This window comes from Streptomyces sp. GL_140 (genome assembly GCF_057834465.1).
In genome coordinates this window covers 1959328-1983244 of record NZ_CM174404.1, presented here as the reverse complement: position 1 = coordinate 1983244, position 23917 = coordinate 1959328, and the positions used below count along the sequence as shown (strand labels likewise).

Sequence of the window (23917 nt, the reverse complement as noted above, 5' to 3'; positions counted from 1 at the left end):
CACCGCCGCCCGAGGCCCCACCGCCCGTGGTCCCGCCAGGTCCGCCCTGGCGGGTCCCCGCGCCGGGGCGACTGCCGCGCGTGGGAGCCTTGGGCACGGGCCCCCCGGCCCCGGCCCGACCGGCCGTTCCCTTCCGTACCACCCTGGACCGCGATGCCCTCTCCAGACGAACCCGGCCACCCGTCCCGCCGCCGGCTGGGCCGCGGCCCGGGTGCCCCCGTAGCGGTGGAGGAGGCGGCCGCGGGCTCCGTGGCGGCCCCGGGCGGCTCCGTGGGCCCCGTAGAGCCTGTAGAGCCCGCAGAGGCCCCGTACGGGCCCGGTGCGGCCCCGGAGGACGTCGGGGCGGCCGAGGCGGCCGAGGCGGCCGACGGGGCGCCCGCAGGGCCCGAGGGGGACGGCCGGGCGCCGGAGCCCGAGGCCGGGTCCGGAGGCGACGGGCGGTTCACGCTGCGGCTCGCCAACTTCGAGGGGCCCTTCGATCTGCTCCTGCAGCTCATCTCCCGGCACAAGCTCGACGTCACCGAGGTGGCGCTCTCGCAGGTCACCGACGAGTTCATGGCGCACATCCGGGCGATGGGGCCCGACTGGGACCTCGACCAGACCACCGAGTTCCTGGTCGTCGCCGCCACCCTGCTCGACCTGAAGGCCGCCCGGCTGCTGCCCGTCGCCGAGGTCGAGGACGAGGCCGACCTCGCGCTGCTCGAGGCCCGGGACCTGCTCTTCGCGCGGCTGCTCCAGTACCGGGCGTACAAGCGGATCGCCGAGATCTTCCAGGAGCGGGCCGAGAGCGAGGGGAAGCGGTACCCGCGGACCGTCGCCCTGGAGGCCCGCCTCGCCGAACTGCTCCCCGAGGTGGTCATCGGCATCGGCGGCGAGGGGCTGGCCCGCCTCGCCGTCAAGGCCATGCAGCCGCGGGCCGCACCACAGGTCTACGTCGACCACATCCACGCACCGCTCGTGAGCGTGCGGGAGCAGGCCGGGCTGGTCGTGGCGCTGCTCAAGGCGCGCGGCGAGGCCACCTTCCAGGAGCTCACGGAGGACGCCGCCGACACCCTCACCGTGGTCGCGCGCTTCCTGGCCCTCCTGGAGCTCTACCGGGAGAAGGCGGTGGTCCTGGACCAGGAGGAGGCCCTGAACACGCTCACCGTGCGCTGGAGCGGCGGGGACGGGGACGGCATGCCGAAGGTGACGGACGAGTTCGACCGGATCGTGGAGGTCCAGGAGTGATCGCGGAAACGAGCGGCGGCGCCCAGGCGCGTCCGGCGTCGGGCGGCGAGGTGGCCGGGCTGGCCCTGAAGCCGGCCCTGGAGGCCGTCCTCATGGTCGTGGACGAGCCGGCGACCGAGGCGCACCTCGCCAAAGTGCTGGAGCGGAGCCCCAGGGAGGTCGCGGAAGCACTGCGCGAGCTCGTGGACGAGTACGAGATCCAGGGCCGCGGATTCGAGCTCCGGCTGGTCGCCGGGGGCTGGCGGTTCTACAGCCGCGGGACCTTCGCGCCGGCGGTCGAGGCCTTCGTACTGGACGGTCAGCAGGCCCGCCTCACCCAGGCGGCCCTGGAGACCATGGCCGTCGTCGCGTACCGCCAGCCGGTCAGCCGGTCGCGGGTTTCGGCGGTCCGCGGAGTCAACTGCGACGGGGTCATGCGCACCCTCCTCCAGCGGGGTCTGGTGGAGGAGGCGGGGACGGAACCCGAAACAGGTGCGATCCTGTACAGGACGACGAACTACTTTCTGGAGCGGATGGGCCTGCGTGGCCTGGACGAGCTCCCGGAGCTCGCGCCCTTCCTCCCCGAGGCGGACGCGATCGAAGCCGAGACGCAAGAGGGTGTTCCGTCGTTCGATCCGGATGCACCGGATACCGATGAAGACGACAAGACGACGGAACTTTGATGCGAAGCAGCAACGGCAACGGTGGCGGCAACAGGAACAGCGGCGGCGGTGGTGGCGGCGCGCGCGGTGGCTCCCGCGGCGGCAGCTCCAGCGGTGGCGGCGGTGGCTACCGCGGTAGCGGCTCCGGCGGTGGCAGCGGCTCGGGCGGTGGCTCGCGCGGCGGCAGCTCGGGCGGTGGCTACCAGGGCGGCGGCTCCCGTGGCGGCAGCTCGGGCGGTGGCTACCAGGGCGGCGGCTCCCGTGGCGGCAGCTCCGGTGGTGGCTACCAGGGCGGCGGCTCGCGTGGCGGCAGCTCCAGCGGCGGCGGTTACCAGGGTGGCGGCTCGCGCGGTGGCAGCACCGGCGGCAGCTCCTCCGGCGGCTACCGCAGCGGCGGCAGCTCCAGCGGTGGCGGCTACCAGGGCGGCGGCTACCAGGGTGGCTCCGGCTCGCGTGACCGTGACCGCGAGCAGGCCCCCCGCATCCGCAACCCCCGTCCCGAGGAGCGTCGCTACGACGTAGGCCCCGAGGGAGAGCGCAACGGCCGCGGCGGTGCCAAGGCCGGTGGCGGCGGTGCCCGCGGCGCGGCCGACGGCAACCGCGGTGGCGGTGCGCGCGGCGCGGCGGCCCGCGGTGGCGCCAAGGGCGGCCCCAAGGTCTCCCGGACCCCCGGCATCGGCGGGGCGGGCGGCCCGCGCATCGGCCCCGGCTCCCGCAGCGGCCAGTCCAAGCCGCGCGAGCTGGAGGCGCGGATCGAGGAGCGCGTGCGCGACCGGTACGCCGACAAGCCCGTGATCAAGACCCCGAAGACCTTCCCGGGTGCCGAGGAGGAGGGTGAGCGTCTGCAGAAGGTGCTCGCCCGCGCCGGCATGGGTTCGCGCCGTGCGTGCGAGGAGCTCATCGAGCAGGCCCGCGTCGAGGTCAACGGCGAGATCGTGCTGGAGCAGGGCAAGCGGGTCAAGCCGTCCGACGAGATCAAGGTGGACGGCCTGACCGTCGCCACCCAGTCGTACCTGTTCTTCGCGCTGAACAAGCCGGCCGGCGTCGTCTCCACCATGGAGGACCCCGACGGCCGCCAGTGCCTCGGCGACTACGTCACCAACCGTGAGACGCGTCTCTTCCACGTCGGCCGGCTCGACACCGAGACCGAGGGCATCATCCTGCTCACCAACCACGGTGAGCTGGCCCACCGCCTCACGCACCCGAAGTACGGCGTGAAGAAGACCTACGTCGCCGCGATCACCGGCCCGCTGCCGCGCGAGATCGGCAAGCGCCTCAAGGACGGCATCGAGCTGGAGGACGGGTACGCCCGCGCCGACCACTTCCGTGTCGTCGACCAGCTCGGCAAGAACTACCTGGTCGAGGTGACCCTCCACGAGGGCCGCAAGCACATCGTCCGCCGCATGATGGCGGAGGCCGGCTTCCCGGTCGAGAAGCTCGTCCGGACCGCCTTCGGCCCGATCGAGCTCGGCGACCAGAAGTCCGGCTGGCTGCGCCGCCTGACCAACACCGAGGTCGGCATGCTCATGCGCGAGGTCGGCCTGTAAGGCCCACCCCCGCACCACCGGAAACCCGCGACGCCTTCGGGCGTCGCGGGTTTTTCTGCTTGTGCGGGGCCCCCGCAGGCCTTTATAGTCAACCTGACTATAAAGGGAGTGGGGCTGTCATGGGGTGGCAAACGAGCTGGACCGAGATCCTCGGATTCGTCACAGGGGCCCTGTGCGTCCTGCTGGTCGCCCGGCAGCACATCGCCAACTGGCCGATCGGCATCGCCAACAACGTCTTCTTCCTCGTGCTCTTCGACCGGTCCGGCCTCTACGCCGACGCCGGGCTGCAGATCGTCTTCATCGCCCTCGCCGCGTACGGCTGGTGGTCCTGGACCCACGGGGGTGGACCAGGAACCGCCGAAGCCCTGCCGGTGCGCCGCACCACGGCCGCCGAATGGGCCTGGCTGGCCGTGGCGGGGGCGGTGGGGGTGTTCGGGCTGACGCTCCTGCTGGGCCGCGCCACCGACTCCACCGTCCCGTTCTGGGACGCGCTCGCCACCGGGCTCTCGCTCGCGGCCACCTACGGGCAGTGCCGCAAGCTCGTCGAATCCTGGTGGCTGTGGATCGCGGCCGACCTCGTCTACATCCCCCTGTACGTCTACAAGGGGCTGTACCTGACCTCCCTGCTCTACGTGGTCTTCCTCGCCCTGTGCGTGGCCGGACTGCTCGGCTGGCGCCGGGCGCTCCCAGCACGCGGCACCCGCGAGGTCCTGGAGGCGAAGGCATGAGGCGCCGCGACCAGCCCGTCGACGGCGAGACCCGCCACGGCGAGCCCCTCCACAAGCGTGGCCTGGTCCTCGGCAAGTTCTATCCGCCGCACGCCGGCCACCACCACCTGGTGCGCACCGCCCAGGACCAGTGCGAGCGCCTGACCGTGCTCGTCTGCGCCGCCTCGGTGGAATCGGTGCCGCTCGCCGACCGGGTCGCCTGGATGCGCGAGGCGCACCCGGGAGCCGAGGTCGTCGGCGCGGTCGACGACATCCCGGTCGACCTGCACGACCCGGCGGTCTGGGAGGCGCACATGGCGATCTTCCGGCGCGCCGTGGGCCACCGGATCGACGCCATCTTCACCTCGGAGGAGTACGGGACCGAGCTCGCCCGGCGGTTCGGGGCCGAGGAGGTCTGCGTGGACCGGGACCGGACCCTCTTCCCGGTGTCCGGAACGGCGGTACGGGCGGACCCGGCCGGGAACTGGGAGTTCCTGGGACCCGCCGTACGGGCCGCACTGACCCGGCGGATCGTCGTCCTCGGCGCCGAGTCGACCGGCACGACCACCCTCTCGCGGGCGCTGGCGGAACACTGGCGGCGGCGCGGCGGGGTCTGGGCCAAGACGGGCTGGGTCGAGGAGTACGGCCGGCGCTACAGCGAGGAGCGGCTCGCCGCGGCCCGCGCGGCGGACCCGGCGGCGACCTGGGCCGACGTGAGCTTCACCTCGCAGGAGTTCCCGGTGATCGCGCGGCGCCAGGACGAGGCGGAGGAGCGCGCGGCCCGGCTGGGGTCGCCGGTCCTCTTCTGCGACACCGACTCCCTGGCCACCGGCATCTGGCACGAGCGCTACATGGGCGGGCGCAGCGAGGAGGTCGAGCGGATCGCCGCCCGGACCCGCCGGGACCTGTACCTGCTCACCGACCACGCGGACGTGCCCTTCGAGGACGACGGGCTGCGCGACGGACCGCAGCTGCGGCCGTGGATGACCCGGCGGTTCCGGGAGGAGCTGGAGCGGACCGGACAGCGCTTCCTGGTGGTGAGCGGGGACCGGGAGACGCGGCTGGCGACGGCCGTGGCGGCCGTGGACGAACTGCTCGGCGAGGGCTGGCACTTCGCCGACCCCCTGCCCGAGCGCGCACGGGAGGACAGCCGATGAGCGCGGCCGCCGTTCCCGGCTACGACCCGTACGCCTTCGAGCCGTTCGCGGTGACCGTGGACCTGGCCGTCTTCACCGTGCGCGGCGGACTGCTGCACGTCCTGCTGATCCGCCGCGGCCAGGAACCGTACGCCGGCGCCTGGGCGCTCCCCGGCGGCTTCGTACTGCCCCGGGAATCCGCCGAGACGGCCGCCCGGCGCGAACTGGCCGAGGAGACCGGCCTGTCGGCGGAGCTGGTCGCCGCGCTGCGCCTGGACCAGCTGCGCACCTACAGCGAACCGGACCGCGACCCCCGGATGCGGGTGGTCTCGGTGGCCTTCACGGCCCTGGTCCCCGACCTGCCGGAACCGGCGGCGGGCGGCGGCGGGGACGCCGACCGCGCCCGCTGGGTTCCGGTGGGGGAGGCGTCCGGCGCGGGCTCCGCACTGGCCTTCGACCACGCCGGGATCCTGGCGGACGCCCGTTCCCGGGTGGGCTCGAAGCTGGAGTACAGCTGCCTGGCCACCGCCTTCTGCCCGCCCGAATTCACCCTCGGCGAGCTCCAGGCCGTCTACGAGACCGTCTGGGACACCGCCCTGGACCGGCCCAACTTCCGCCGCAAGGTGCTGGCCACGCCCGGCTTCGTCGAGGCCGTGCCCGGAGCCGCCCGGCTCACCGGGGGCCGCGGCAAACCGGCCGCGCTCTACCGGCCCGGACCCGCGACGGCCCTGCACCCGCCCCTGCTCCGCCCCACGGAAGGACCCACACGATGACCAGGACCGCGAAGCGAGCGGCGACGGGCGCCATGATCGGCCTGGCCCTGGGGGACGCGCTCGGCTTCCCCACCGAGTTCAACGACGTACCCGGGATCCTCGCGAAGACCGGCCCGTGGCGGCAGATGAGCCTGCCCCGCCCGGCGATCGTCACGGACGACACGCAGATGACCCTGGCCTTCGCCCGGGGCATACGGACCGCGACGGACCGCGGCCCGGTCGGACCGCTGCGCCTGGCCCGCCCGGTCCGCGAGGAGTTCGTGGACTGGTACCACTCCCCGGAGAACAACCGGGCCCCGGGCAACACCTGCCTGAAGGCCTGCAACCTCCTGAACCTCCCCGAGCGGGACTGGCGCGACGCCAGCCAGATCGGCTCCAAGGGCTGCGGCGCGAACATGCGGGTGGCACCGGCCGGGCTGGTGCCCGGCTGGACGGACGAGGAGCGGGCCGGCGCGGCCCAGCTCCAGTCCGGCCTCACCCACGGCCACCCGACGGCGCTGGCCGCCTCCGACCTGACGGCGCGGGCCGTGTACCTGCTGGCGCAGGGCACCGAACCGACCGGCCTGGTCGGTCTGCTGCGCTCCTACGCGCTGGAGAACCGCACCCGCTACCACGAGCGCTGGCTCGGCGACCTGTGGACGCGCACCTCCAGCGACGCCTCGGCGGAGTCCTTCATCGCAAGGGGCTGGGACGAGTGCCTGGGCGTCCTGGACCGGCTGGCCGCCGCACTGCGGGACCCGTCCCCGGAAACGGACCCCTGCCTGACCACGGGCGAGGGCTGGATCGCGGAAGAGGCCCTGGCCACCGCCCTCCAGTGCTTCCTGCTCTTCCCGGAGGAACCCCTACTGGCCCTGCGCCGCGCGGCCTGCACCTCGGGGGACTCCGACTCCATCGCCTGCCTGGCCGGCGCCTTCGCGGGCGCCCACCTGGGGGCCGACGTCTGGCCCCGCGACTGGGAGGGCCGCATCGAGTACCGGGACGAGCTGCTGGCCTTCGGCGCACTCTGGGATGCTTGATCCATGCTGGATGCACTGAGTTTCGACCTGACGTCCGTCGTCGAGGAGCAGCCCGACCCGCTGCTCTTCGCGACGGTCTCGGGCGCCCACCTGTACGGATTCCCCTCCCGGGACTCCGACATCGACCTGCGCGGAGCCCACCTGCTGCCGGCGGCGGACCTGCTGGGCCTGCGCGACCCCGAGGAGACCCGCAGCCGGATGTGGTTCCGGGACGGCACCGAGATGGACCTGGTCACGCACGACGTGCGCAAGTTCGTCCGGCTGATGCTGAACCGCAACGGCTACGTCCTGGAACAGCTGCTGTCCCCGCTGGTGGCGCACACCACCCCGGCGCACCAGGAGCTGGTCTCGCTGGCTCCCGGGGTCCTGACCTCGCACCACGCCCACCACTACCAGGGCTTCGCGAAGACCCAGTGACGGCTCTTCGGCAGGACGGCCGAGCTCAAGCCGCTGCTGTACACGTTCCGGGCGCTGCTCACCGGGATCCACCTGATGCGCTCGGCGCAGGTCCAGGCCCACCTGCCGACGCTGCTGGGCGAGGTCCCGGAGGCTCCCGGGTACCTGGCGGGGCTCATCGAGGCCAAGGTCGAGGCCGAGCACGGGGCGGCCGTGGGGCTCGACGAGGGACGGGTGGAGCGGGACTTCGAGGCCCTGCAGGAGGTGCTGGTGCAGGCGCGGGAGCGCTCGGTGCTGCCGGAGCACGCGACCGCGTTCGACGCCCTCGACGAGTTCGTCGTACGGCACCGGGCGCCGGCCGCGCTCCCGGCGGAGACGGCCCGGACGAGCGCCTAGCCCTGGCCTAGCCCTGGCCGATCCGGTCGAGGGCCGACGCGCGGCGGCTGCGCAGGAGGAAGTCCGCCACGCGGGGGAGGTCCGGGTCCTCGGGGAGGGGGGTCGTGGTGAGCGCGGACTCCGATTCCTCCATCAGGCGGATCATCCAGGCGTCGACCTCGTCCCAGGTGAACTCGCCGCGGCGGACCGCGAGGAGGCGGTCGCGGTGCGGGCCCGCGTCGATCACCAGGCGGCCCGTGCGCAGCAGGTCGCGGCAGGACAGGAGCAGGCGCAGCAGGTGCATGGCGTGCTTCCAGCGCGGGGCGCCCTGGTTGCGGAGGTCCGCGAGGAGTTTGCCGCGCTGGGTGGCCGCGTACCGGCTGAAGGTGGTGTGGGCCCGTCGGGAGAGGAACGCCCCGCGCAGGGAGAGGAGTTCCTCCCCGACCGGGGTGAGTTCTTCCACGAGTGGGGAGTGCAGGCACTCCAGGATGTTCGGGTTGGCGCGCAGGGCGAGCTCGCAGAAGCGCTCCAGCTCCCAGGAGAACTCCTCGTCCCGCGGCCCCTCCACGTGCGTCGGCGGCTTCTCGAAGCGCCAGAAGAGCGGGGTCGGGGCGAGGTAGACACCGCGCCGGTCGGTGTCGCTCGCCTCCGTCGCCAGGCCGAACGCCCTCGAACCCATCACGCACGCGTAGACCGTGTGGTCCCTGACCAGGGTGAGTTCGAGCGGCTCGGGCGTCGGCTTGTCGTTCATCCCCCGACCCTAGGGGGACCGGTCACCGCTAGGCGAGGGAGATTTCGCCCGCCGGGGAGACCACGATCTTCTGCTCCGCCAGCGGCCGGGTGGCCGGGCCGTGCGCCACCGCCCCGTCCGCGACCTGGAACTTGCTGCCGTGGCACGGGCAGTCGATGGTGCCGGCCTCCACCTTGTTCACGAGGCACCCCTGGTGCGTGCACACGGCCGTGAAACACCGGAAGGAACCGGCCGTCGGCTGGGTGACGACCAGCTTCTGGTCCTTGAGGACCGTGCCGCCGCCGACCGGTACGTCGGCGGCCTTGACCAGGGACTTGCCCCCGCCGGCCGGAGCCGAGGCGGGCGCCGAGGCCTCCGGGGACGGCGCGGAGGGCGAGCTGCCGCCCTCGGCCTTCGGCTTCGTCGCGTCGTCGGATCCTGCGCATGCGGTGAGCACGCCGCCCGCCAGGACGGTCGCGCCCGCCGCCAGGACGGTGCGCCGGGCGGTGAGGCTGGGGTCGCTCATGAGTTCTCCTCGGGTGATCCACGGGATGGCGAGAGGCATCCTGGCGTGTGAACGGGGTTCGGGAAACCCCGCCACGCTCTCGCCCGGTCAGTTCTCCGGCCGCCAGGGGACGAGCGCGGCCGGGGAACCGGGTGTGCGTACGACCTGCCACACGTGGACCACGGCGTCCCGGTTCAGTGGACCGTGGACGTGCGGGTAGAGGGCCCCCGATTCACCCTCCCGGCGGACCTCCGAGGTCAGGGCCGATTCGTCGAGTTCCAGGGCCAGCAGGGTGCCCGGTACGTCCGCGTAGTGCGAGGAAGCGATCGCGAGCGCCGTCCGCGGGTCGGCCGAACAGTGGACGAAGCCCTCGGAGTCGAGCGAGGCGGGGGCGTACGGGAGCGCGGGCTCGGCGGTCCAGTCGGCGAGCGGCACGAGGTGGAAGATCATGCCGATCGTTCTACCGCAGCGGCCGCCCCGTCCCGCGTCCCGTCCCGCGCCCCGCTCTGCGCCAAGTGGCGGACCCGCCCGCTCTGGGCGACATTGTCCGTATCTCGAAGCCGGGTGCGCCTCGTTCCGCGCGCCGCGGTCCCTCTTCGAAAGGCAGCACCATGGCGGGTAATGACCTCGGTTCCCTTCTCGGCGGCCTCCTCGGCGGCGGCAGCGGCGGCGGCGGACAGGGAGGCGGCGGCGCGGGTGGCGGTGGCAACATCCTCGGCGCGCTGCTCGGCACGCTCATGGGCGGCGGTGGCGGAGCCCAGGCGGCCGGCGGCGGCGCGAACAACCCGCTCGGCGGCCTCATGGACATGCTGACCAAGTCGGGTCTGGTGGACCAGGCCCGGTCCTGGGTCGGCACGGGAGAGAACCAGCCGGTCAGCGGCGCCCAGATCGCCGAGGCCCTGCCGGACGGGACCCTGCAGAAGGTCGCCGAGCAGGCGGGCGTCAGCCCCGAGGACGCGGCCGCCCAGATCGCGCACGCGCTGCCGCAGGCCGTGGACAAGCTGAGCCCGACCGGCTCGCTGCCCTCCGGCTCGCTCGAGGACATCATCAAGCAGCAGAACCTGTAGGGCAGTCGGTTCAGGAGAGGGCCCGGCACTCCGTCCCACCGGACGGACGGCCGGGCCCTCGCGCGTCCCGGCTGGCTACCCTGAGGGAGGCACCGCCGCCACCGTCCCGATCTTGCCCCTACCTCTCCCTGGAGCGCCCGTGAGAACCGCCGTCGTCATCGGAACCGGACTGATCGGCACCTCCGCGGCCCTCGCCCTCGCCGCCCGCGGGATCGCCGTCCACCTGATCGACCGCGACGCCGCCAACGTCCGTACCGCCGCCTCGCTCGGCGCCGGTTCGGAGGAGCCCTGCGAGGGCCGGGCCGACCTCGCGATCATCGCCGTGCCGCCGGCCCACGTGGCCGCCGCCCTCGCCGACGCGATCGGCCGGGACCTGGCCCGCGCCTACGTGGACGTGGCCAGCGTCAAGGGCGGCCCGCGCCGCGAGCTGGACGCGCTCGGCGTGGACACGAAGGCGTACATCGGCACGCACCCGATGGCGGGCAAGGAGCAGTCCGGACCGCTCGCGGCGACGGCGGACCTCTTCGAGGGCCGCCCGTGGGTGCTGACGCCGGCCCGGGAGACCGACCACGAGGTGCTGAACCTGGCGCTGGAGCTGGTTGCCCTGTGCCGGGCCGTCCCGGTGGTCATGGACGCCGACGCCCACGACCGCGCCGTCGCACTGGTCTCGCACACCCCGCAGCTGGTCTCCAGCATGGTCGCGGCCCGGCTGGAGGAAGCCGACGAGACGGCCGTGCGCCTGTGCGGACAGGGCATACGGGACGTGACGCGGATCGCGGCCTCCGACCCGCGGATGTGGGTGGAGATCCTCTCGGCGAACCCGGGACCCGTCGCGGACGTCCTGGCCGGCATCGCCGCCGACCTGGAGGAGACCGTGGAAGCCCTACGGGGCCTGCAGTCGGCCGACGAGGAAAAGCGGCGCGACGGCGCGGCCGGCATCGAGGACGTACTGCGGCGCGGCAACGCCGGCCGGGTCCGGGTACCGGGCAAGCACGGCGCGGCGCCCGCGGCCTACGAGACGGTGGCCGTGTTCATCTCCGACCAGCCGGGCGAGCTGGCGCGGATCTTCGCCGACGCCGGGCGGGCCGGGGTCAACATCGAGGACGTGCGGATCGAGCACGCGACGGGCCAGCAGGCGGGTCTGGTGCAGCTGATGGTGGAACCGCGGGCGGCGGCCGGCCTGGCGGCGGACCTGCGCGACCGCGGCTGGGCGCTGCGCCAGCAGTAGCCGGGCGCCCGTCCGGCGGGCGGCGGCGAAAAGCCCGGTAACCTGGAGGAGGGGCGCTATTGGCGCGCCCGGACACGTACGCGCAACCAGGAAGGTGCCCGCACCGTGGAAACCGTAGCTCCGTCCGCCGTGATCGTCGCCATCGACGGTCCCTCCGGCACGGGCAAGTCCAGCACTTCCAAGGCCGTGGCCGCCAAGCTCGGGCTGCGCTACCTGGACACCGGTGCCCAGTACCGGGCCATCACCTGGTGGATGATCACCAACGGTGTCGACACCGACGACCCGCAGGCCGTCGCCATCGCGGCGGCCAAGCCCGTCATCGTGTCCGGCACCAACCCGTCCGCCCCCACCATCACGGTGGACGGCCTGGACGCCTCCGGCCCGATCCGGACCCAGGAGGTCACCTCGAAGGTCAGCTCCGTGAGCGCCGTCCCCGAGGTGCGCACCCTGATCACAGAGCTCCAGCGCTCCATCGCCGCCCAGGCGGCCGACGAGGCCGAGGGGATCGTCGTCGAGGGCCGGGACATCGGCACCACCGTGCTGCCCGCCGCCGATCTGAAGATCTTCCTGACCGCCTCGGCCGAGGCCCGCGCGGCCCGCCGCAGCGGCGAGCTGCGCGGCAAGGAGGCCACGGACCTCGCGGCGACCAAGGAAGCGCTGATCAAGCGCGACGCCGCGGACTCGGGCCGCAAGACCTCCCCGCTGGCCATGGCCGGCGACGCCGTCGAGGTGGACACCACCGAGCTCACCCTCGACCAGGTGATCGAGTGCGTGGTTACCCTGGTGGAGGAGAAGAGGGCGGGGCGCAAGTGAGCGATACGCCCTCCCTCAAGGGTGCGGCGGTCGGCCGGCGGATCGGCATCGGTCTCATGTACGGCCTGTGGAAGCCGCGCGTGCTGGGGGCCTGGAAGGTCCCCGCATCCGGCCCCGTCATCCTGGCCGTCAACCACTCCCACAACATCGACGGCCCCATGGTCATGGGCACGGCCCCCCGGCCGCTGCACTTCCTGATCAAGAAGGAGGCGTACGTCGGCCCGCTCGGCCCCTTCCTCGAAGGGATCGGGCAGGTGAAGGTTGACCGCTCCGGCGCCGACCGGGGCGCGATAAGCCGCGCGCTGGGCGTGCTGGAGAACGGCGGGGCCCTGGGGATCTTCCCCGAGGGCACCCGGGGCGAGGGAGATTTCGCCTCGCTGCGCGCGGGCCTCGCGTACTTCGCGGTCCGCGGCGGGGCGCCCATCGTCCCGGTCGCCGTACTGGGCAGCACCGAGCGGCGCGGCCGCGTCGTCAAGGCGCTGCCACCCCTCAAGAGCAGGGTCGACATCGTCTTCGGCGATGCCTTCGACGCCGGGGACGGCAGTGGCCGCCGTACCCGTACCGCGCTGGACCAGGCCACCGTACGCATCCAGGACCGGCTGACCGCCCACCTGGCCGATGCCAAGCGCCTCACCGGGCGCTGAGCGAGACTTGACCTAGTAGTGGAACCGCGCTGCGCGGGTGCCACCGATCACCACGAACGACGAGGAACGGACTTCATGAACGACCAGCACGACCACGGAGCACTTGGCGACGCCGAGTACGCGGAGTTCATGGAGCTCGCCGCGGAAGAGGGCTTCGACATCGAGGACGTCGAAGGCGCGCTCGAGGAAGCCGGCCACGGCCCGCTGCCCGTCCTCGCCGTCGTCGGCCGGCCGAACGTCGGCAAGTCGACCCTGGTCAACCGGATCATCGGCCGCCGCGAAGCGGTCGTCGAGGACAAGCCCGGCGTCACCCGCGACCGAGTCACCTACGAGGCCGAGTGGGCCGGCCGCCGTTTCAAGGTCGTCGACACCGGCGGCTGGGAGCAGGACGTCCTCGGCATCGACGCCTCGGTCGCCGCCCAGGCCGAGTACGCCATCGAGGCCGCCGACGCGGTCGTCTTCGTCGTGGACGCCAAGGTCGGCGCCACCGACACCGACGAGGCCGTCGTCCGGCTGCTGCGCAAGGCGGGCAAGCCCGTCGTCCTGTGCGCCAACAAGGTCGACGGGCAGAGCGGCGAGTCCGACGCGGCGTCCCTGTGGTCGCTCGGCCTCGGCTACCCGCACCCGGTCTCCTCCCTGCACGGCCGCGGCACCGGTGACATGCTGGACGCCGTCCTGGAGGCCCTGCCCGAGGCGCCCGAGCAGAGCTTCGGCACCGCAGTCGGCGGTCCGCGCCGGATCGCCCTCATCGGCCGCCCGAACGTCGGCAAGTCCTCCCTCCTGAACAAGGTCGCCAAGGAGGACCGGGTCGTCGTCAACGAGATGGCCGGCACCACCCGCGACCCGGTCGACGAGCTGATCCAGCTCGGCGGGGTCGTCTGGAAGTTCATCGACACCGCCGGTATCCGCAAGAAGGTCCACCTCCAGCAGGGCGCCGACTACTACGCCTCCCTGCGTACGGCCGCGGCCGTGGAGAAGGCCGAGGTCGCGGTCATCCTGATCGACACGACCGAGAACATCAGCGTCCAGGACCAGCGCATCATCACCATGGCCGTCGAGGCCGGGCGAGCGATCGTGATCGCGTACAACAAGTGGGACGGGCTCGACGAGGAGCGCCGCTACTACCTCGAGCGCGAGATCGAGACCGAGATGCAGCAGGTCGCCTGGGCGCCGCGGGTGAACGTCTCGGCGCTCACCGGCCGCCACATGGAGAAGCTGGTCCCGGCCATCGAGACCGCGCTCGCCGGCTGGGAGACCCGTATCCCCACCGGTCGGCTGAACGCCTTCCTCGGCGAGGTCGTCGCCGGTCACCCGCACCCGATCCGCGGTGGCAAGCAGCCGCGCATCCTGTTCGGCACCCAGGCGGGCAGCAAGCCGCCGCGGTTCGTCCTCTTCGCCTCGGGCTTCCTGGAGCACGGCTACCGCCGATTCATCGAGCGCCGCCTGCGCGAGGAGTTCGGCTTCGAGGGAACCCCGATCCACATCTCGGTCCGGGTGCGCGAGAAGCGCGGCGCCCAGCACAAGCGCAAGATGTAGTGGAACCGGTGCAGGGCCGCCGGGGCTGGGCGAGGTTTCCCTAGAAGCCCCGGCGAGGAGCGGGCGGCAGGGCCGCCGGGATGTGCTGCATCCCGGTCTGGTGCTGCCGCCCGCTCGTGTACCCGGAGACGGAGCCCGAGCCGGCGTACGAGAACTGCGGCTGGGGCTGGGGCTGCTGCGGGGCGTGGGCGGGCTGCCAGACGTCCGTCTGCTGCCATGAGGAACCGTTCCAGCCGCTGCCCTGGGCGGCGGCGTGGGAACCGTCGTAGGCGCTGCCGTGGGAGCCGCCGTAGCCGCTCCCGTACGTGCTCCCGTACGTGCCCGGGTACGGGGCTGCGCCGGGGTACGGGGCCGCGTCGGTGCCCGCGTACGAGCCGCCGTAGGAGAACGCCGTGAAGCCGAGGTCCTCCTCGCCCGTGCGGTCGCCGGGCAGGGTCCGGAAGGCGCGCAGGTACTCCGAGTACAGCAGGTCGTAGATCGGGGTGTGCGAGGCGGCCGGAGCGCTCTCCAGCTCCCGTGCGGGGCGCATCGGGGGGACGCTGCTCGGATAGGACGGGGCGCGGGAGACATCGTAGGAATGCACGTATCAGCCAACGAAACGGGCGGCCCACGGATGCGGGGTCACGGGGCGGAAAACGCAGATCGCCGGGGGTGCGCGGGACGGACCGCGCACCCCCGGCGCATGCCGCCCGGCCCCCTGGGGGGCGGACGGCGGTTCGGGGGAGGTTCTGCCGATCAGGCGCCCGGGGTGCCCGCCAGCGGCATCGAGGCGGCCACCAGCTTGCCGTTCGCGGCGGCCTTGTCCAGGGCGGCGCGGAGCAGGTCCTCGCGGGGCTGCTGGCCGATGGAGTCGACCGGGGCGGCGTAGACCAGGACGCGCTGGGTCTTGTTGACCGCGGCCCGCCAGCCGTCGGTGACCGACAGCGGCTTGTGCGCCTGCCACCAGGCGATCTGGCCGGGCTGCAGGACGGAGTGCAGCTGGCCGGCGGCGAGCAGGATCGACCAGCCGTTCAGCGCCGACGGCAGCTCGTCGGTGTCGGTGACCGGGACGAAGCCCTGCTCGATGAGGAGCGGGAGGAAGTCGTCGCCGGGACCGGTGGTGCCGGGGCGGGCGATGGGCGCGGTGGGCTCCACGACCAGGGCGGGGTGCAGTTCCCCGTTGATCAGGATCAGTCCGCTGGTGATGCCGAGGACGGCCTGGCCGCCGGGCACGGACTGCGGTACGTCGCCGGCGGGGGCGGAGGGGCTGTCGCCGGTGATGGAGCGGACGGCACCCTGGAGGTGGGCCTCGGGGACCGAGACCACCTGGGAGGGGATGCAGCCCGCGTGGGCGAAGGCGAGGACGGCGGTCTCGTCGCCGACGAACAGCACGGTGCTGGTCTGCTCGCGCTCGGAGTCGCCGGGGGTGCGGCAGGACGTGCAGTCGTAACTGCCGGGGGACCCGTCACCGGCGAGCAGCCGCTCGGCCTCCTCGTCGCCGATCTCGGCACGTACCTCATCACTGACTTCGAGCATGCGCGGCACGGGGTGGCTCCTCGGACTAGGCGTGCGGGGCCGGGGGGTTCCGGCTCGCCGGGCTCAACGGGGGAGTGGTGGCCGGGGTCACGCCGTTTGAGGGAACGGAATCGAACCGGACCCCCGAAGGAGTGAACGGTCCGACCGGGGCGTTCTTTTCGTTCCAACTGTTTTCCTGTTGTGCGCAGTTGGTGGCCGGTGTGGATCGTTTCGGCGGCGGGCCGGGCGGGGCCGAGCGGGTGGCGGCGGCCGGGGCGCGGTGTGGCGGGTGCGGGCCCCGGTCCGGGGCTGCGTAGCGTGACGCGATGCGCAACTTGGGGATCCCGGCCGCCGTCCGTGCCGCCGCGCTGGTGCTCGTGCTCGCTCCTGCGTTCTTCCCGCTGCCGGAGGCGGCCGCCGCGGCCGCGCCGCCGCCGCCCGCACCGGGCGCGCACGGCCGGTCGGTGGACTGCGGACCCGGGGGGAAGTGGCCCTGGGACTGCGTGGCCGACTGCGAGAGCGGGGGCCGCTGGGCGGTCAACACGGGGAACGGTTTCTACGGGGGCCTGCAGTTCTGGCAGCCGACGTGGGAGGAGCACGGGGGCCTGCTGTTCGCCCGGAGGGCCGACCTGGCGACGCGGGAGCAGCAGATCCGCGTCGCGGAGGAGCTGCTGGGGACCCAGGGCTGGGAGGCGTGGCCGGTGTGCGCCACGCGGTACGGGCTGTCGGGGCGGATGCACGTGGTGCGGAGCGGGGACACGCTGACGGGGATCGCGCGGCGCCACCGGGTGAAGGGCGGCTGGCAGGCGCTGTACGAGGCGAACCGGGCGCTGATCGGCCCGCGCCCGGAGGTCCTGCGGATCGGCGTTCTGCTGACCCTGCCCCGGGCGGCTCACGCGCCGGTCGCCCCGGCGCCGTCGGTACCCCCAGGGGCTCCGGTCCAGGCCCCGGCTCAGACTCCGGTTCAGGCCCCGGCGGCGCCGAAGGCCTGAGCGCGCCGGCTCAGGCCGGGCGGCCGACCGCCGGGTCGACGGTGCCCGAGGGCTGCGCCGGGATGCGGGCACCGGTGCCCCCGGAGGCCGGGGCCGACGCCTCGGGTCCCGGCTGCGCGGGGACCCGTACCGGGCCCCGTTCCTGCTCGGCGGCCTCGGGGTCCGCGCACTCCATCGTGCGCGGGAGCTTCAGGGCCATCAGCGCACCCGCCAGCAGCAGGGCGGCGCTGACCACCAGCGTCACGTGCAGCCCGTGGACGAAGGACTGCCGGGCGGCCGCGTACAGGGAGTCCCCCGCCGCTCCGCCGAGGTGCGCCGCGATCTGGTACGCCTCGCCCAGCGAGTGCGCCGCGTCGGCGGACTGCGTCGCGGAAACCCCCGGCACCCCGGTCAGCCCGGGTGCGTACGCCGCGTTCATCACGCTGCCGAGCAGCGCGATGCCCATGCCCGCGCCCAGCTGGTACGAGGTCTCGCCGATCGAGGCCGCGCCGCCGGCGGTGGCCGCCGGGGCCTCGCTGAGCATCGACTCGTAGGCGGCGAAGAGCGTGGTCTGCAGGCCGAAGCCGAGCAGGACGAAACCGACGGTGAGCAGCACCGGCCGGTCGTGCTGGCCCATGAGGGTCAGCAGCAGCACCGCGAAGGCGGTCAGCACGAAGCCCAGGGAGACCATCCGGCGCGGCCCGGTCCGGGCCAGCGTGTAGGAGCCGGTCGCGCCCGCCGCCATCGCGGCGAAGGTGAGCGGCAGCAGTCGCAACCCGGTCTCCAGCGGGCTCAGGTGCAGCACCAGCTGGAGGTACTGGACGGCGATCAGCTCCAGCCCGACCAGCGCGAGCATGGCCAGCACGATGCAGCCGACCGAGGTGGTGAAGGCGGGGCGCGAGAACATCCGCATGTCGATCAGCGGGTGCTCGCGCCGCTTCTGCCGACGCACGAAAGCCGCCAGCAGTGCCGCGCCGAGCAGCAGTGGAACCAGTGCTTCGAGGTCGGCGATCTGCCGCTCCGCGCCGAACCGCTTGACCCCGAGGACCGCGCCGAGGACGCCGCCGGCGGCCATCAGCGCGCCGAGCACGTCCCAGGGCCCGTCGCAGGTGCCCTTCGACTCGGGCAGCAGCCACCGGCCCAGGGGCAGGAGCAGGATCATCAGCGGGATGTTGATGAGGAAGACCGAACCCCACCAGAAGTGCTGGACGAGGAAGCCTCCGAGGACCGGCCCGCTCGCCGCGCCGACGGCGGCGACGGCGGTCCAGATGCCGATGGCCAGGGCCCGCTCGCGGCGGTCGGGGAAGACCTGGCGCAGGATCGACAGGGTGGCCGGCATGATCATCGCGCCGCCGACGCCGAGCAGGGCGCGGGCGGCGATGAGGACCTGGGCGTTGTCGGCGAGGGAGGCGACGGCCGAGGCCACGCCGAACAGCCCGTAGCCGAGGAGGAGGACGCGGCGGCGGCCGATGCGGTCGCCGAGGGTGCCGAAGAGGATCAGCAGGGAGGCGCACACCAGCGGGTAGGCATCGACGATCCACAGGAGCTCGATCGAGCCGGGCCGCAGGTCTTCGGTGACGGAGGGGACGGCCACGTGCAGGATCGTCGCGTCGAGCGCGACGAGGACCAGGCTGACGCACAGGACCGCGAGCACCGCCCAGCGGCTGGCCCCGCCGGAGGCCGCGCCGAGTCGCCGCAACAGCTGCCGGGGGGAAGGGTTCCTGTCGCCGGTGGTCACGTTCGTCCCCGACATGCATGTACCTCCCAGGTGATCCCTCGCACTCGGCGGACCAGCGTCTTCTCGGAGCCACAGGGGGTGAAGGTGGCGTCCTACGGGGTCCGGCGTCGACACGCGAGTGAAGAGTCAGCGTACGCGAGTTCGGCTCTGGGACACGTGGTCAAGCTCTCATCCCGCCGTCGGCCGCAGTGTGGTGTGTGCCACTCGCCGCGCACCCCCGCCCGCACCGGGCCGCGCCATCGATAATCATGCCCGTGAAGGATCTTGGATTTCGCCGGGCCGCGCCCGCCCTCGCCGTCTTCGCGGCGGTCCGGCTGCTGGGGCTGACGGTGCTCGCGGTGTGGGGGGCGGTGGCCGGCAGCAGCGCCCACACGCTCCTCTCGGCGCGCTGGGACTCCCTCTGGTACGCCCGCATCGCTGCCGACGGGTACGGGTACGAGGTGGCCCTCCCCAACGGGGACGTCCACTCCAACCTGGCCTTCTTCCCGCTGCTGCCCTGGCTGGAGCGGCTGGTCTCGGCCGTCACCGGCCTCGGCCACGGGTCCGCGGGCCTGGTGGTGTCGGCGCTCGCCGGGCTCGCCGCCGCCTGGGGGATCTTCGCGGTGGCCGACCTGCTCCACGGCCGCCGGGCCGGGGTGCTCGCCGTCGGGCTCTGGGCCGCGCTGCCCGTGGGGATCGTGCAGTCGATGGCGTACAGCGAGTCGCTGTTCACCGCGCTGGCCGCCTGGAGTCTCTACGGGGCCCTGCGCGGCCACTGGCTCACCGCCGGTCTGCTCGCGGCCGGAGCGGGGCTGACCCGCCCGGTCGGGGCCGCGGTGGTCGCGGCGGTCTGGGTGGCCGCGGCCTCGGCCCGGCGCCGCGGGGAGGGCTCCGGGCGGGCGGTGGCGGGGGCCCTGCTGGCTCCGCTGGGCGCGGCCGGGTACGTCCTGTGGGTCGGCGCGCGGACCGGCGGCGGCCCGACCGGATACCTGGACGTGCAGGGAGGCTGGGGCAACGGCTTCGACGGCGGCTGGGCCTTCGCCCGCTTCATCGGCGCCCGCCTGGCCTCCTCCGCCTTCCTCGCCGGGGTCGGCCTGATCGCCGGGGTCGTGCTGGTGCTGTGGCTGTACGGGCTCTGCGTACGGCAGCGGCAGCCGCTTCCGCTGCTCGTGTACGGCGGGATCGTGGTGGCGCTGGCGCTGTGTGCCTCCGGATACTTCGGCTCCAAGCCCCGGCTGCTGCTGCCCGCCTTCCCGCTGGTGTTCCCGCCGGCGGCGGCGCTGGCCGGGTGGCGGCCGGGCCGGGCGGCCGCGGCTCTGGGCGCGCTGGCGGTCGTATCGGCGGGGTACGGGGCTTTCTGGCTGAACGGCTCCGGCCCTCCGTAGAGAGCGGCGCGGCGAGCGGCCGTACGGGCTCAACATCACGGAATGGAGCATTCCGTTCCATCTTTGAGCAAAGCAATTGAGCCGTGTCGATAAAACCCGGATAAGTGTGAGAGGAAATGGCCGGGCCAAGGGACCGGCAGCTCTCCGATCAAAGGCCTAATGGCGGGAATTAAGTCCGCGTGAGACCAACTCCACATCACATGGTCATCACAAAGCCCGCGATTCGACCGGGCCGCCCATCGGCGCGCGGTAACGTCGATTGAGTGCGTACCGACCAAATCCTGCCCAGACTGGAGCGGGTGTTCGCCCGGCTGGACCGGGAACCAGAGCGACCGGCTCATCTGCAAACCCCGCAGATGAGCCGGCACCGCGTCGTGCTCCTCGGAGCGACACTCGTCTTCTACCTCGCGATCGTCGTGGCCGTCCTGACCACCTCCTGGCTCGTCCGCCTGGACTGGCAGGTCATGTTCTTCCGGCCCTACGAGCAGTGGCCGCAGCTCCACGCCTTCCTCGACTACCTCGTCGTCCTGGGCCAGCGCGGACCCACCGCCGTGATGGTCGCCGCCTGGCTCGGCTGGCGGTCCTGGCGCCAGCACACACTGCGCCCGCTGATCACCCTCGGCGTGGCGCTGCTGCTGCTCAACATCACCGTCGGCGCCGTCAAGCTCGGCCTGGGCAGGCTCGGTCCGCACTACGCCACCCAGATCGGTTCCGCCGAGCTCTTCGCCGGCGGGGATATATTTCCTTCCGGCCACACCGCCAACGCCGTTGTGACCTGGGGAATCCTGGCCTACCTGGCCTCCACCGTGGTCACCCGCCGGGTGCTCTCCGTGGTCTCCGCGGTCGTCTCGCTGAGCGTCGGCGCCACCACCGTGTACCTGGGCACCCACTGGGTCAGCGACGTCCTGCTCGGCTGGTCCGCCGGTCTGCTCGTGCTGCTGGCGCTGCCGTGGTTCGAGCCCCTCATCGCCCACGCCGAGGCCTACGTGTTCGGCGTGCGCGCCCGGCTGCGCTCCCTCGTGGAAGCCGGGCGGGTGCCCGAGACCCTCACCGGGATGCTCGTCCCGCTGCTCTCCGCGGGCGGCAAGTGGCAGCTCCAGCGGGCCGCCGGGCCCGCCTCCGAGGCTTCGCCGGAGCCCGCCGTACCGGCGGTCGCGGTCGCGGCACCGGTCCCGGCCGCCCTGCCGGTCGCGGCCGGGCACTTCCCGGCGGCCCGGCCCGCCGGCCACCTCGCCGCCCGTCCGCACCTGGTCCGCTCCGAGCGGCCTCCTGCCACCCCGGTCGGCGGCCGCCGACCGGCCCACGCCGACCGCACCCCGGCGCGCGGCACGGCGGCCCGCCCGGCCACCGGAGGCTGAACCGCGGACGGTACGCACACCCTTCCGCAGCGACGGCGGGCCCCGGTCGAGGACCGGGGCCCGCCGTCCTCGTACGTCCGGCCCGGTCGTCAGCCGCGCGCCCGGACGTTCCTCCGTACCGGGTCACGCTTGTGTTACGGAATGTCGACAGTCCTGTGGCCGCCGAATTTGTCTGAACCATTTATTTCCCGGCCTGCGACACGCCCGGGGTGAATTCTCTTTCGAATTCCTCCAGGACTTCCCCGAATTCCCGCCGGAACCCACTTCAGGCCCCCTCTGCTTCCTTACATCTCCTTCACTTCCGAGGGTGCTTCGCGAGGTTCGAGAGACCTGCCGAGGAGATCTCGCAGAGCCCTGATCCGGTCGTTCAGCTCAACCGGCTCCACGACTTCGAACTCACAGCCGAGCAGCATGATGTGAATCACCAGAACATCGAGGTTCACCGCACCCGTGCGCAGGAGGCAGCTCCACTCGTCGAGGGGCTCCAGGGTCCCGTGGGCCGGCCCGACGATCTGCGCGGCCCGCGCCACCGGCACCCGCAGCCGCACCACCGCCCGGACCGCGTACGCCCCTTGCGAGATCCCCCGGGAGACGTACGCGGCGAGGTCCTCGGCGGGCGGCGGGCGCGGGGTGAAGCGCGGGCCGTGCGGGGGCCTGGGCTCGATCCGGTCGGCCCGGAAGGTCCGCCAGTCCTCCCGGTCCAGGTCCCAGGCGACCAGGTACCAGCGGCGCTCGGTGCACACCAGCCGGTGCGGTTCGACGGTGCGGCGGGTGACGTTGCCCTCGTGGTCCCGGTAGCCGAAGCGCAGCCGCTCGGCGTCGCGGCAGACCGTGGCCAGTTCGGTCAGCACGGCCGGGTCGACGGTGGAGGGGCCGGTCCCGCGCAGCATGGGCACGGTGAACCGGTTCAGCGCCGACACCCGGCCCCGCAGCCGGGACGGCAGCACCTGTTCCAGCTTGGCCAGGGCCCTGACGGAGGCCTCCCCGATCCCCTCGACGCCGTTGCCGGCGGCGGTCCGCAGCCCCACGGCCACCGCGACGGCCTCGTCGTCGTCGAGCAGCAGCGGAGGCAGCTCCGCCCCGGCCCCCAGCTGGTACCCGCCGCCGGTGCCGGGGCTGGCGTTCACGGGATATCCGAGCTCCCGCAGCCGGTCCACGTCCCGCCGCACGGTGCGCGGGGTCACCCCGAGCCGGTCGGCGAGATCGGATCCGGTCCATTCCCGGTGGGACTGCAACAGGGACAACAGGCGGAGCAGCCGCGCGGAGGTCTCGAGCATCCGAGCAGTCTGCCCCCATCCGGGCGGGTTCCCGAACCGCGCGGACCGGTCCGCGCCGGGCCGGGCCGGATCGGCACCCGAAGCGGGTGGACCGCGCGGGGGGCGGAGCGACAAACTTGCAGCGCTAGGTTTCCGCACACCCCGGCCTGCCAGGAGGCTCCGTGTCCTTCGTTCCCACCGACCCGCTCGGGCTCGACGATCTCCTCACCCCCGAGGACCTCGCCATCCGCGACACCGTCCGCGACTGGGCGACGGACCGGGTGCTGCCGAACATCGCCGAGTGGTACGAGAACGGCGAGCTGCCCGGCATCCGGGACCTCGCGAAAGAACTCGGCGCGCTCGGGGCGCTCGGGATGTCCCTCCAGGGGTACGGCTGCGCCGGGGCGAGCGCCGTCCAGTACGGGCTCGCCTGTCTGGAGCTGGAGGCCGCCGACTCCGGGATCCGCTCCCTGGTCTCCGTGCAGGGCTCGCTGGCCATGTACGCGATCTGGAAGTACGGCTCCGAGGAGCAGAAGCAGCGCTGGCTGCCCGGCATGGCCGCCGGCGAGCTCATCGGGTGCTTCGGGCTGACCGAGCCCGACGTGGGCTCCGACCCGGGCGCGATGCGCACGTACGCCAAGCGCGAGGGCACCGACTGGGTGCTCAACGGGCGCAAGATGTGGATCACCAACGGATCGGTCGCGGCAGTGGCCGTCGTCTGGGCGCAGACCGACGAGGGGATCCGCGGGTTCGCCGTGCCGACGGACACCGCCGGGTTCTCCGCGCCCGAGATCAAGCACAAGTGGTCCCTGCGCGCCTCGGTGACCAGCGAGCTGGTCATGGACGACGTACGGCTGCCCGCCGACGCGGTGCTTCCGGGGGTCACCGGGCTCAAGGGGCCGCTCGGCTGCCTCAGCCACGCGCGGTACGGGATCGTGTGGGGTTCCATGGGCGCGGCGCGCGCCAGCTTCGAAGCGGCGCTCGACTACGCGAAGACGCGCGAGCAGTTCGGCAGGCCCATCGGCGGGTTCCAGCTCACCCAGGCCAAGCTCGCGGACATGGCGCTGGAGCTCCACAAGGGGATCCTGCTCGCCCATCACCTGGGTCGGCGGATGGATGCGGGCACCCTGCGACCCGAGCAGATCAGCTTCGGCAAGCTCAACAACGTCCGCGAGGCCATCGACATCTGTCGCACCGCGCGGACCATCCTCGGTGCCAACGGGATCTCCCTCGAATACCCCGTCATGCGGCACGCCACCAACCTCGAATCGGTCCTCACCTACGAGGGGACCGTCGAGATGCACCAACTGGTGCTGGGCAAGGCACTCACCGGGCTCGACGCCTTCCGGTGAGCCGGCCGGTCCTCAGTCGGTGAGGGTCCCCCAGCTACCGCTG

23 protein-coding genes and 1 pseudogene are annotated in these 23917 nt (G+C 73.1%); 17 read left to right on the top strand and 7 right to left on the bottom strand.

The annotated features are described in order from the left end of the window. The first annotated feature begins 153 nt into the window (after window positions 1–153). The 8 genes and pseudogenes from AC3IYJ_RS09240 (at window position 154) to AC3IYJ_RS09205 (ending at window position 7839) form a co-directional block, all read left to right on the top strand. A complete protein-coding gene (locus AC3IYJ_RS09240) occupies window positions 154–1227 on the top strand; it encodes a segregation and condensation protein A (protein ID WP_489400834.1) in 1074 nt (357 codons plus the stop codon). After that, window positions 1224–1889: an SMC-Scp complex subunit ScpB gene (gene scpB, locus AC3IYJ_RS09235; RefSeq protein WP_489400833.1), complete on the top strand. Its 666-nt coding sequence runs from the start codon at window positions 1224–1226 to the stop codon at window positions 1887–1889. Before AC3IYJ_RS09240 ends, scpB begins: the two co-directional genes overlap by 4 nt. Continuing rightward, on the top strand, window positions 1889–3415 hold the full coding sequence (locus tag AC3IYJ_RS09230; protein WP_489400832.1) for a pseudouridine synthase: 1527 nt from the start codon (window positions 1889–1891) through the stop codon (window positions 3413–3415). The genes scpB and AC3IYJ_RS09230 overlap by 1 nt, the downstream gene beginning before the upstream one ends. Before the next feature lie 119 nt (window positions 3416–3534). Continuing rightward, a complete protein-coding gene (pnuC, locus tag AC3IYJ_RS09225) occupies window positions 3535–4143 on the top strand; it encodes a nicotinamide riboside transporter PnuC (RefSeq protein WP_489400831.1) in 609 nt (202 codons plus the stop codon). Next, on the top strand, window positions 4140–5279 hold the full coding sequence (locus AC3IYJ_RS09220; protein ID WP_489400830.1) for an AAA family ATPase: 1140 nt from the start codon (window positions 4140–4142) through the stop codon (window positions 5277–5279). Before pnuC ends, AC3IYJ_RS09220 begins: the two co-directional genes overlap by 4 nt. Beyond that, a complete protein-coding gene (locus tag AC3IYJ_RS09215; RefSeq protein ID WP_489400829.1) occupies window positions 5276–6031 on the top strand; it encodes an NUDIX hydrolase in 756 nt (251 codons plus the stop codon). The genes AC3IYJ_RS09220 and AC3IYJ_RS09215 overlap by 4 nt, the downstream gene beginning before the upstream one ends. Beyond that, window positions 6028–7047 (top strand): ADP-ribosylglycohydrolase family protein, encoded by a 1020-nt coding sequence (locus AC3IYJ_RS09210; RefSeq protein ID WP_489400828.1) that lies wholly within the window; start codon window positions 6028–6030, stop codon window positions 7045–7047. Before AC3IYJ_RS09215 ends, AC3IYJ_RS09210 begins: the two co-directional genes overlap by 4 nt. A 3-nt stretch (window positions 7048–7050) precedes the next feature. Further along, window positions 7051–7839, top strand: a pseudogene (locus AC3IYJ_RS09205) (nucleotidyltransferase domain-containing protein). 7 nt (window positions 7840–7846) lie between these two features. Here AC3IYJ_RS09205 and AC3IYJ_RS09200 read toward each other — a convergent pair. The 3 genes from AC3IYJ_RS09200 to AC3IYJ_RS09190 all read right to left on the bottom strand — a co-directional run bounded on the left by AC3IYJ_RS09200 (window position 7847) and on the right by AC3IYJ_RS09190 (window position 9503). Continuing rightward, window positions 7847–8569, bottom strand: coding sequence for a nucleotidyltransferase domain-containing protein (locus AC3IYJ_RS09200; protein ID WP_489400827.1), 723 nt, complete (start codon window positions 8567–8569; stop codon window positions 7847–7849). Window positions 8570–8597: 28 nt separating this feature from the next. Beyond that, complete coding sequence (locus AC3IYJ_RS09195; RefSeq protein WP_489400826.1) at window positions 8598–9074, bottom strand: Rieske (2Fe-2S) protein; 477 nt, start codon at window positions 9072–9074, stop codon at window positions 8598–8600. An 87-nt stretch (window positions 9075–9161) separates the two neighbouring features. Beyond that, window positions 9162–9503: a DUF952 domain-containing protein gene (locus AC3IYJ_RS09190; protein WP_489400825.1), complete on the bottom strand. Its 342-nt coding sequence runs from the start codon at window positions 9501–9503 to the stop codon at window positions 9162–9164. A 161-nt stretch (window positions 9504–9664) separates the two neighbouring features. Between AC3IYJ_RS09190 and AC3IYJ_RS09185 the strand changes: the two genes are divergently transcribed. The 5 genes from AC3IYJ_RS09185 (at window position 9665) to der (ending at window position 14341) form a co-directional block, all read left to right on the top strand. After that, entirely contained in the window at window positions 9665–10120 is a 456-nt protein-coding gene (locus AC3IYJ_RS09185; protein WP_489400824.1) for a YidB family protein, read from the top strand. Between the two features lie 139 nt (window positions 10121–10259). Further along, complete coding sequence (locus tag AC3IYJ_RS09180) at window positions 10260–11348, top strand: prephenate dehydrogenase (RefSeq protein ID WP_489400823.1); 1089 nt, start codon at window positions 10260–10262, stop codon at window positions 11346–11348. 105 nt (window positions 11349–11453) lie between these two features. Then, window positions 11454–12161 carry a (d)CMP kinase gene (gene cmk / locus AC3IYJ_RS09175; protein WP_489400822.1) on the top strand — a complete coding sequence of 236 codons (708 nt, stop codon included), beginning with the start codon at window positions 11454–11456 and terminating at the stop codon, window positions 12159–12161. Window positions 12162–12217: 56 nt separating this feature from the next. Continuing rightward, on the top strand, window positions 12218–12805 hold the full coding sequence (locus tag AC3IYJ_RS09170) for a lysophospholipid acyltransferase family protein (protein WP_489402752.1): 588 nt from the start codon (window positions 12218–12220) through the stop codon (window positions 12803–12805). Between the two features lie 75 nt (window positions 12806–12880). After that, the gene (gene der / locus AC3IYJ_RS09165) at window positions 12881–14341 is read left to right on the top strand and encodes a ribosome biogenesis GTPase Der (RefSeq protein ID WP_489400821.1); all 1461 of its coding nucleotides are present in this window, start codon (window positions 12881–12883) and stop codon (window positions 14339–14341) included. Between the two features lie 40 nt (window positions 14342–14381). Here der and AC3IYJ_RS09160 read toward each other — a convergent pair whose 3' ends face one another. Next, a complete protein-coding gene (locus AC3IYJ_RS09160) occupies window positions 14382–14870 on the bottom strand; it encodes a hypothetical protein (protein ID WP_489400820.1) in 489 nt (162 codons plus the stop codon). Between the two features lie 206 nt (window positions 14871–15076). Further along, window positions 15077–15865: a hypothetical protein gene (locus AC3IYJ_RS09155; RefSeq protein WP_489400819.1), complete on the bottom strand. Its 789-nt coding sequence runs from the start codon at window positions 15863–15865 to the stop codon at window positions 15077–15079. A 296-nt stretch (window positions 15866–16161) separates the two neighbouring features. On the opposite strand from AC3IYJ_RS09155, the gene AC3IYJ_RS09150 reads away from it, so the two are divergent. Continuing rightward, complete coding sequence (locus AC3IYJ_RS09150; RefSeq protein WP_489400818.1) at window positions 16162–16827, top strand: LysM peptidoglycan-binding domain-containing protein; 666 nt, start codon at window positions 16162–16164, stop codon at window positions 16825–16827. Between the two features lie 10 nt (window positions 16828–16837). On the opposite strand, the gene AC3IYJ_RS09145 is transcribed toward AC3IYJ_RS09150, so the two are convergent. Further along, window positions 16838–18559 carry an MFS transporter gene (locus AC3IYJ_RS09145; protein ID WP_489400817.1) on the bottom strand — a complete coding sequence of 574 codons (1722 nt, stop codon included), beginning with the start codon at window positions 18557–18559 and terminating at the stop codon, window positions 16838–16840. A gap of 233 nt (window positions 18560–18792) precedes the next feature. On the opposite strand from AC3IYJ_RS09145, the gene AC3IYJ_RS09140 reads away from it, so the two are divergent. Continuing rightward, a complete protein-coding gene (locus AC3IYJ_RS09140; protein WP_489400816.1) occupies window positions 18793–19908 on the top strand; it encodes a glycosyltransferase family 39 protein in 1116 nt (371 codons plus the stop codon). A gap of 263 nt (window positions 19909–20171) precedes the next feature. Continuing rightward, a complete protein-coding gene (locus tag AC3IYJ_RS09135; RefSeq protein ID WP_489400815.1) occupies window positions 20172–21266 on the top strand; it encodes a phosphatase PAP2 family protein in 1095 nt (364 codons plus the stop codon). A gap of 284 nt (window positions 21267–21550) precedes the next feature. Here the strand turns inward: AC3IYJ_RS09135 and AC3IYJ_RS09130 are convergent, their stop codons facing one another. Continuing rightward, window positions 21551–22543 (bottom strand): helix-turn-helix transcriptional regulator, encoded by a 993-nt coding sequence (locus AC3IYJ_RS09130; RefSeq protein ID WP_489400814.1) that lies wholly within the window; start codon window positions 22541–22543, stop codon window positions 21551–21553. A 161-nt stretch (window positions 22544–22704) separates the two neighbouring features. Here AC3IYJ_RS09130 and AC3IYJ_RS09125 point away from each other — a divergent pair, with 161 nt between their 5' ends. Next, window positions 22705–23874, top strand: coding sequence for an acyl-CoA dehydrogenase family protein (locus AC3IYJ_RS09125; protein ID WP_489400813.1), 1170 nt, complete (start codon window positions 22705–22707; stop codon window positions 23872–23874). The last annotated feature ends 43 nt before the right edge of the window (window positions 23875–23917 follow it).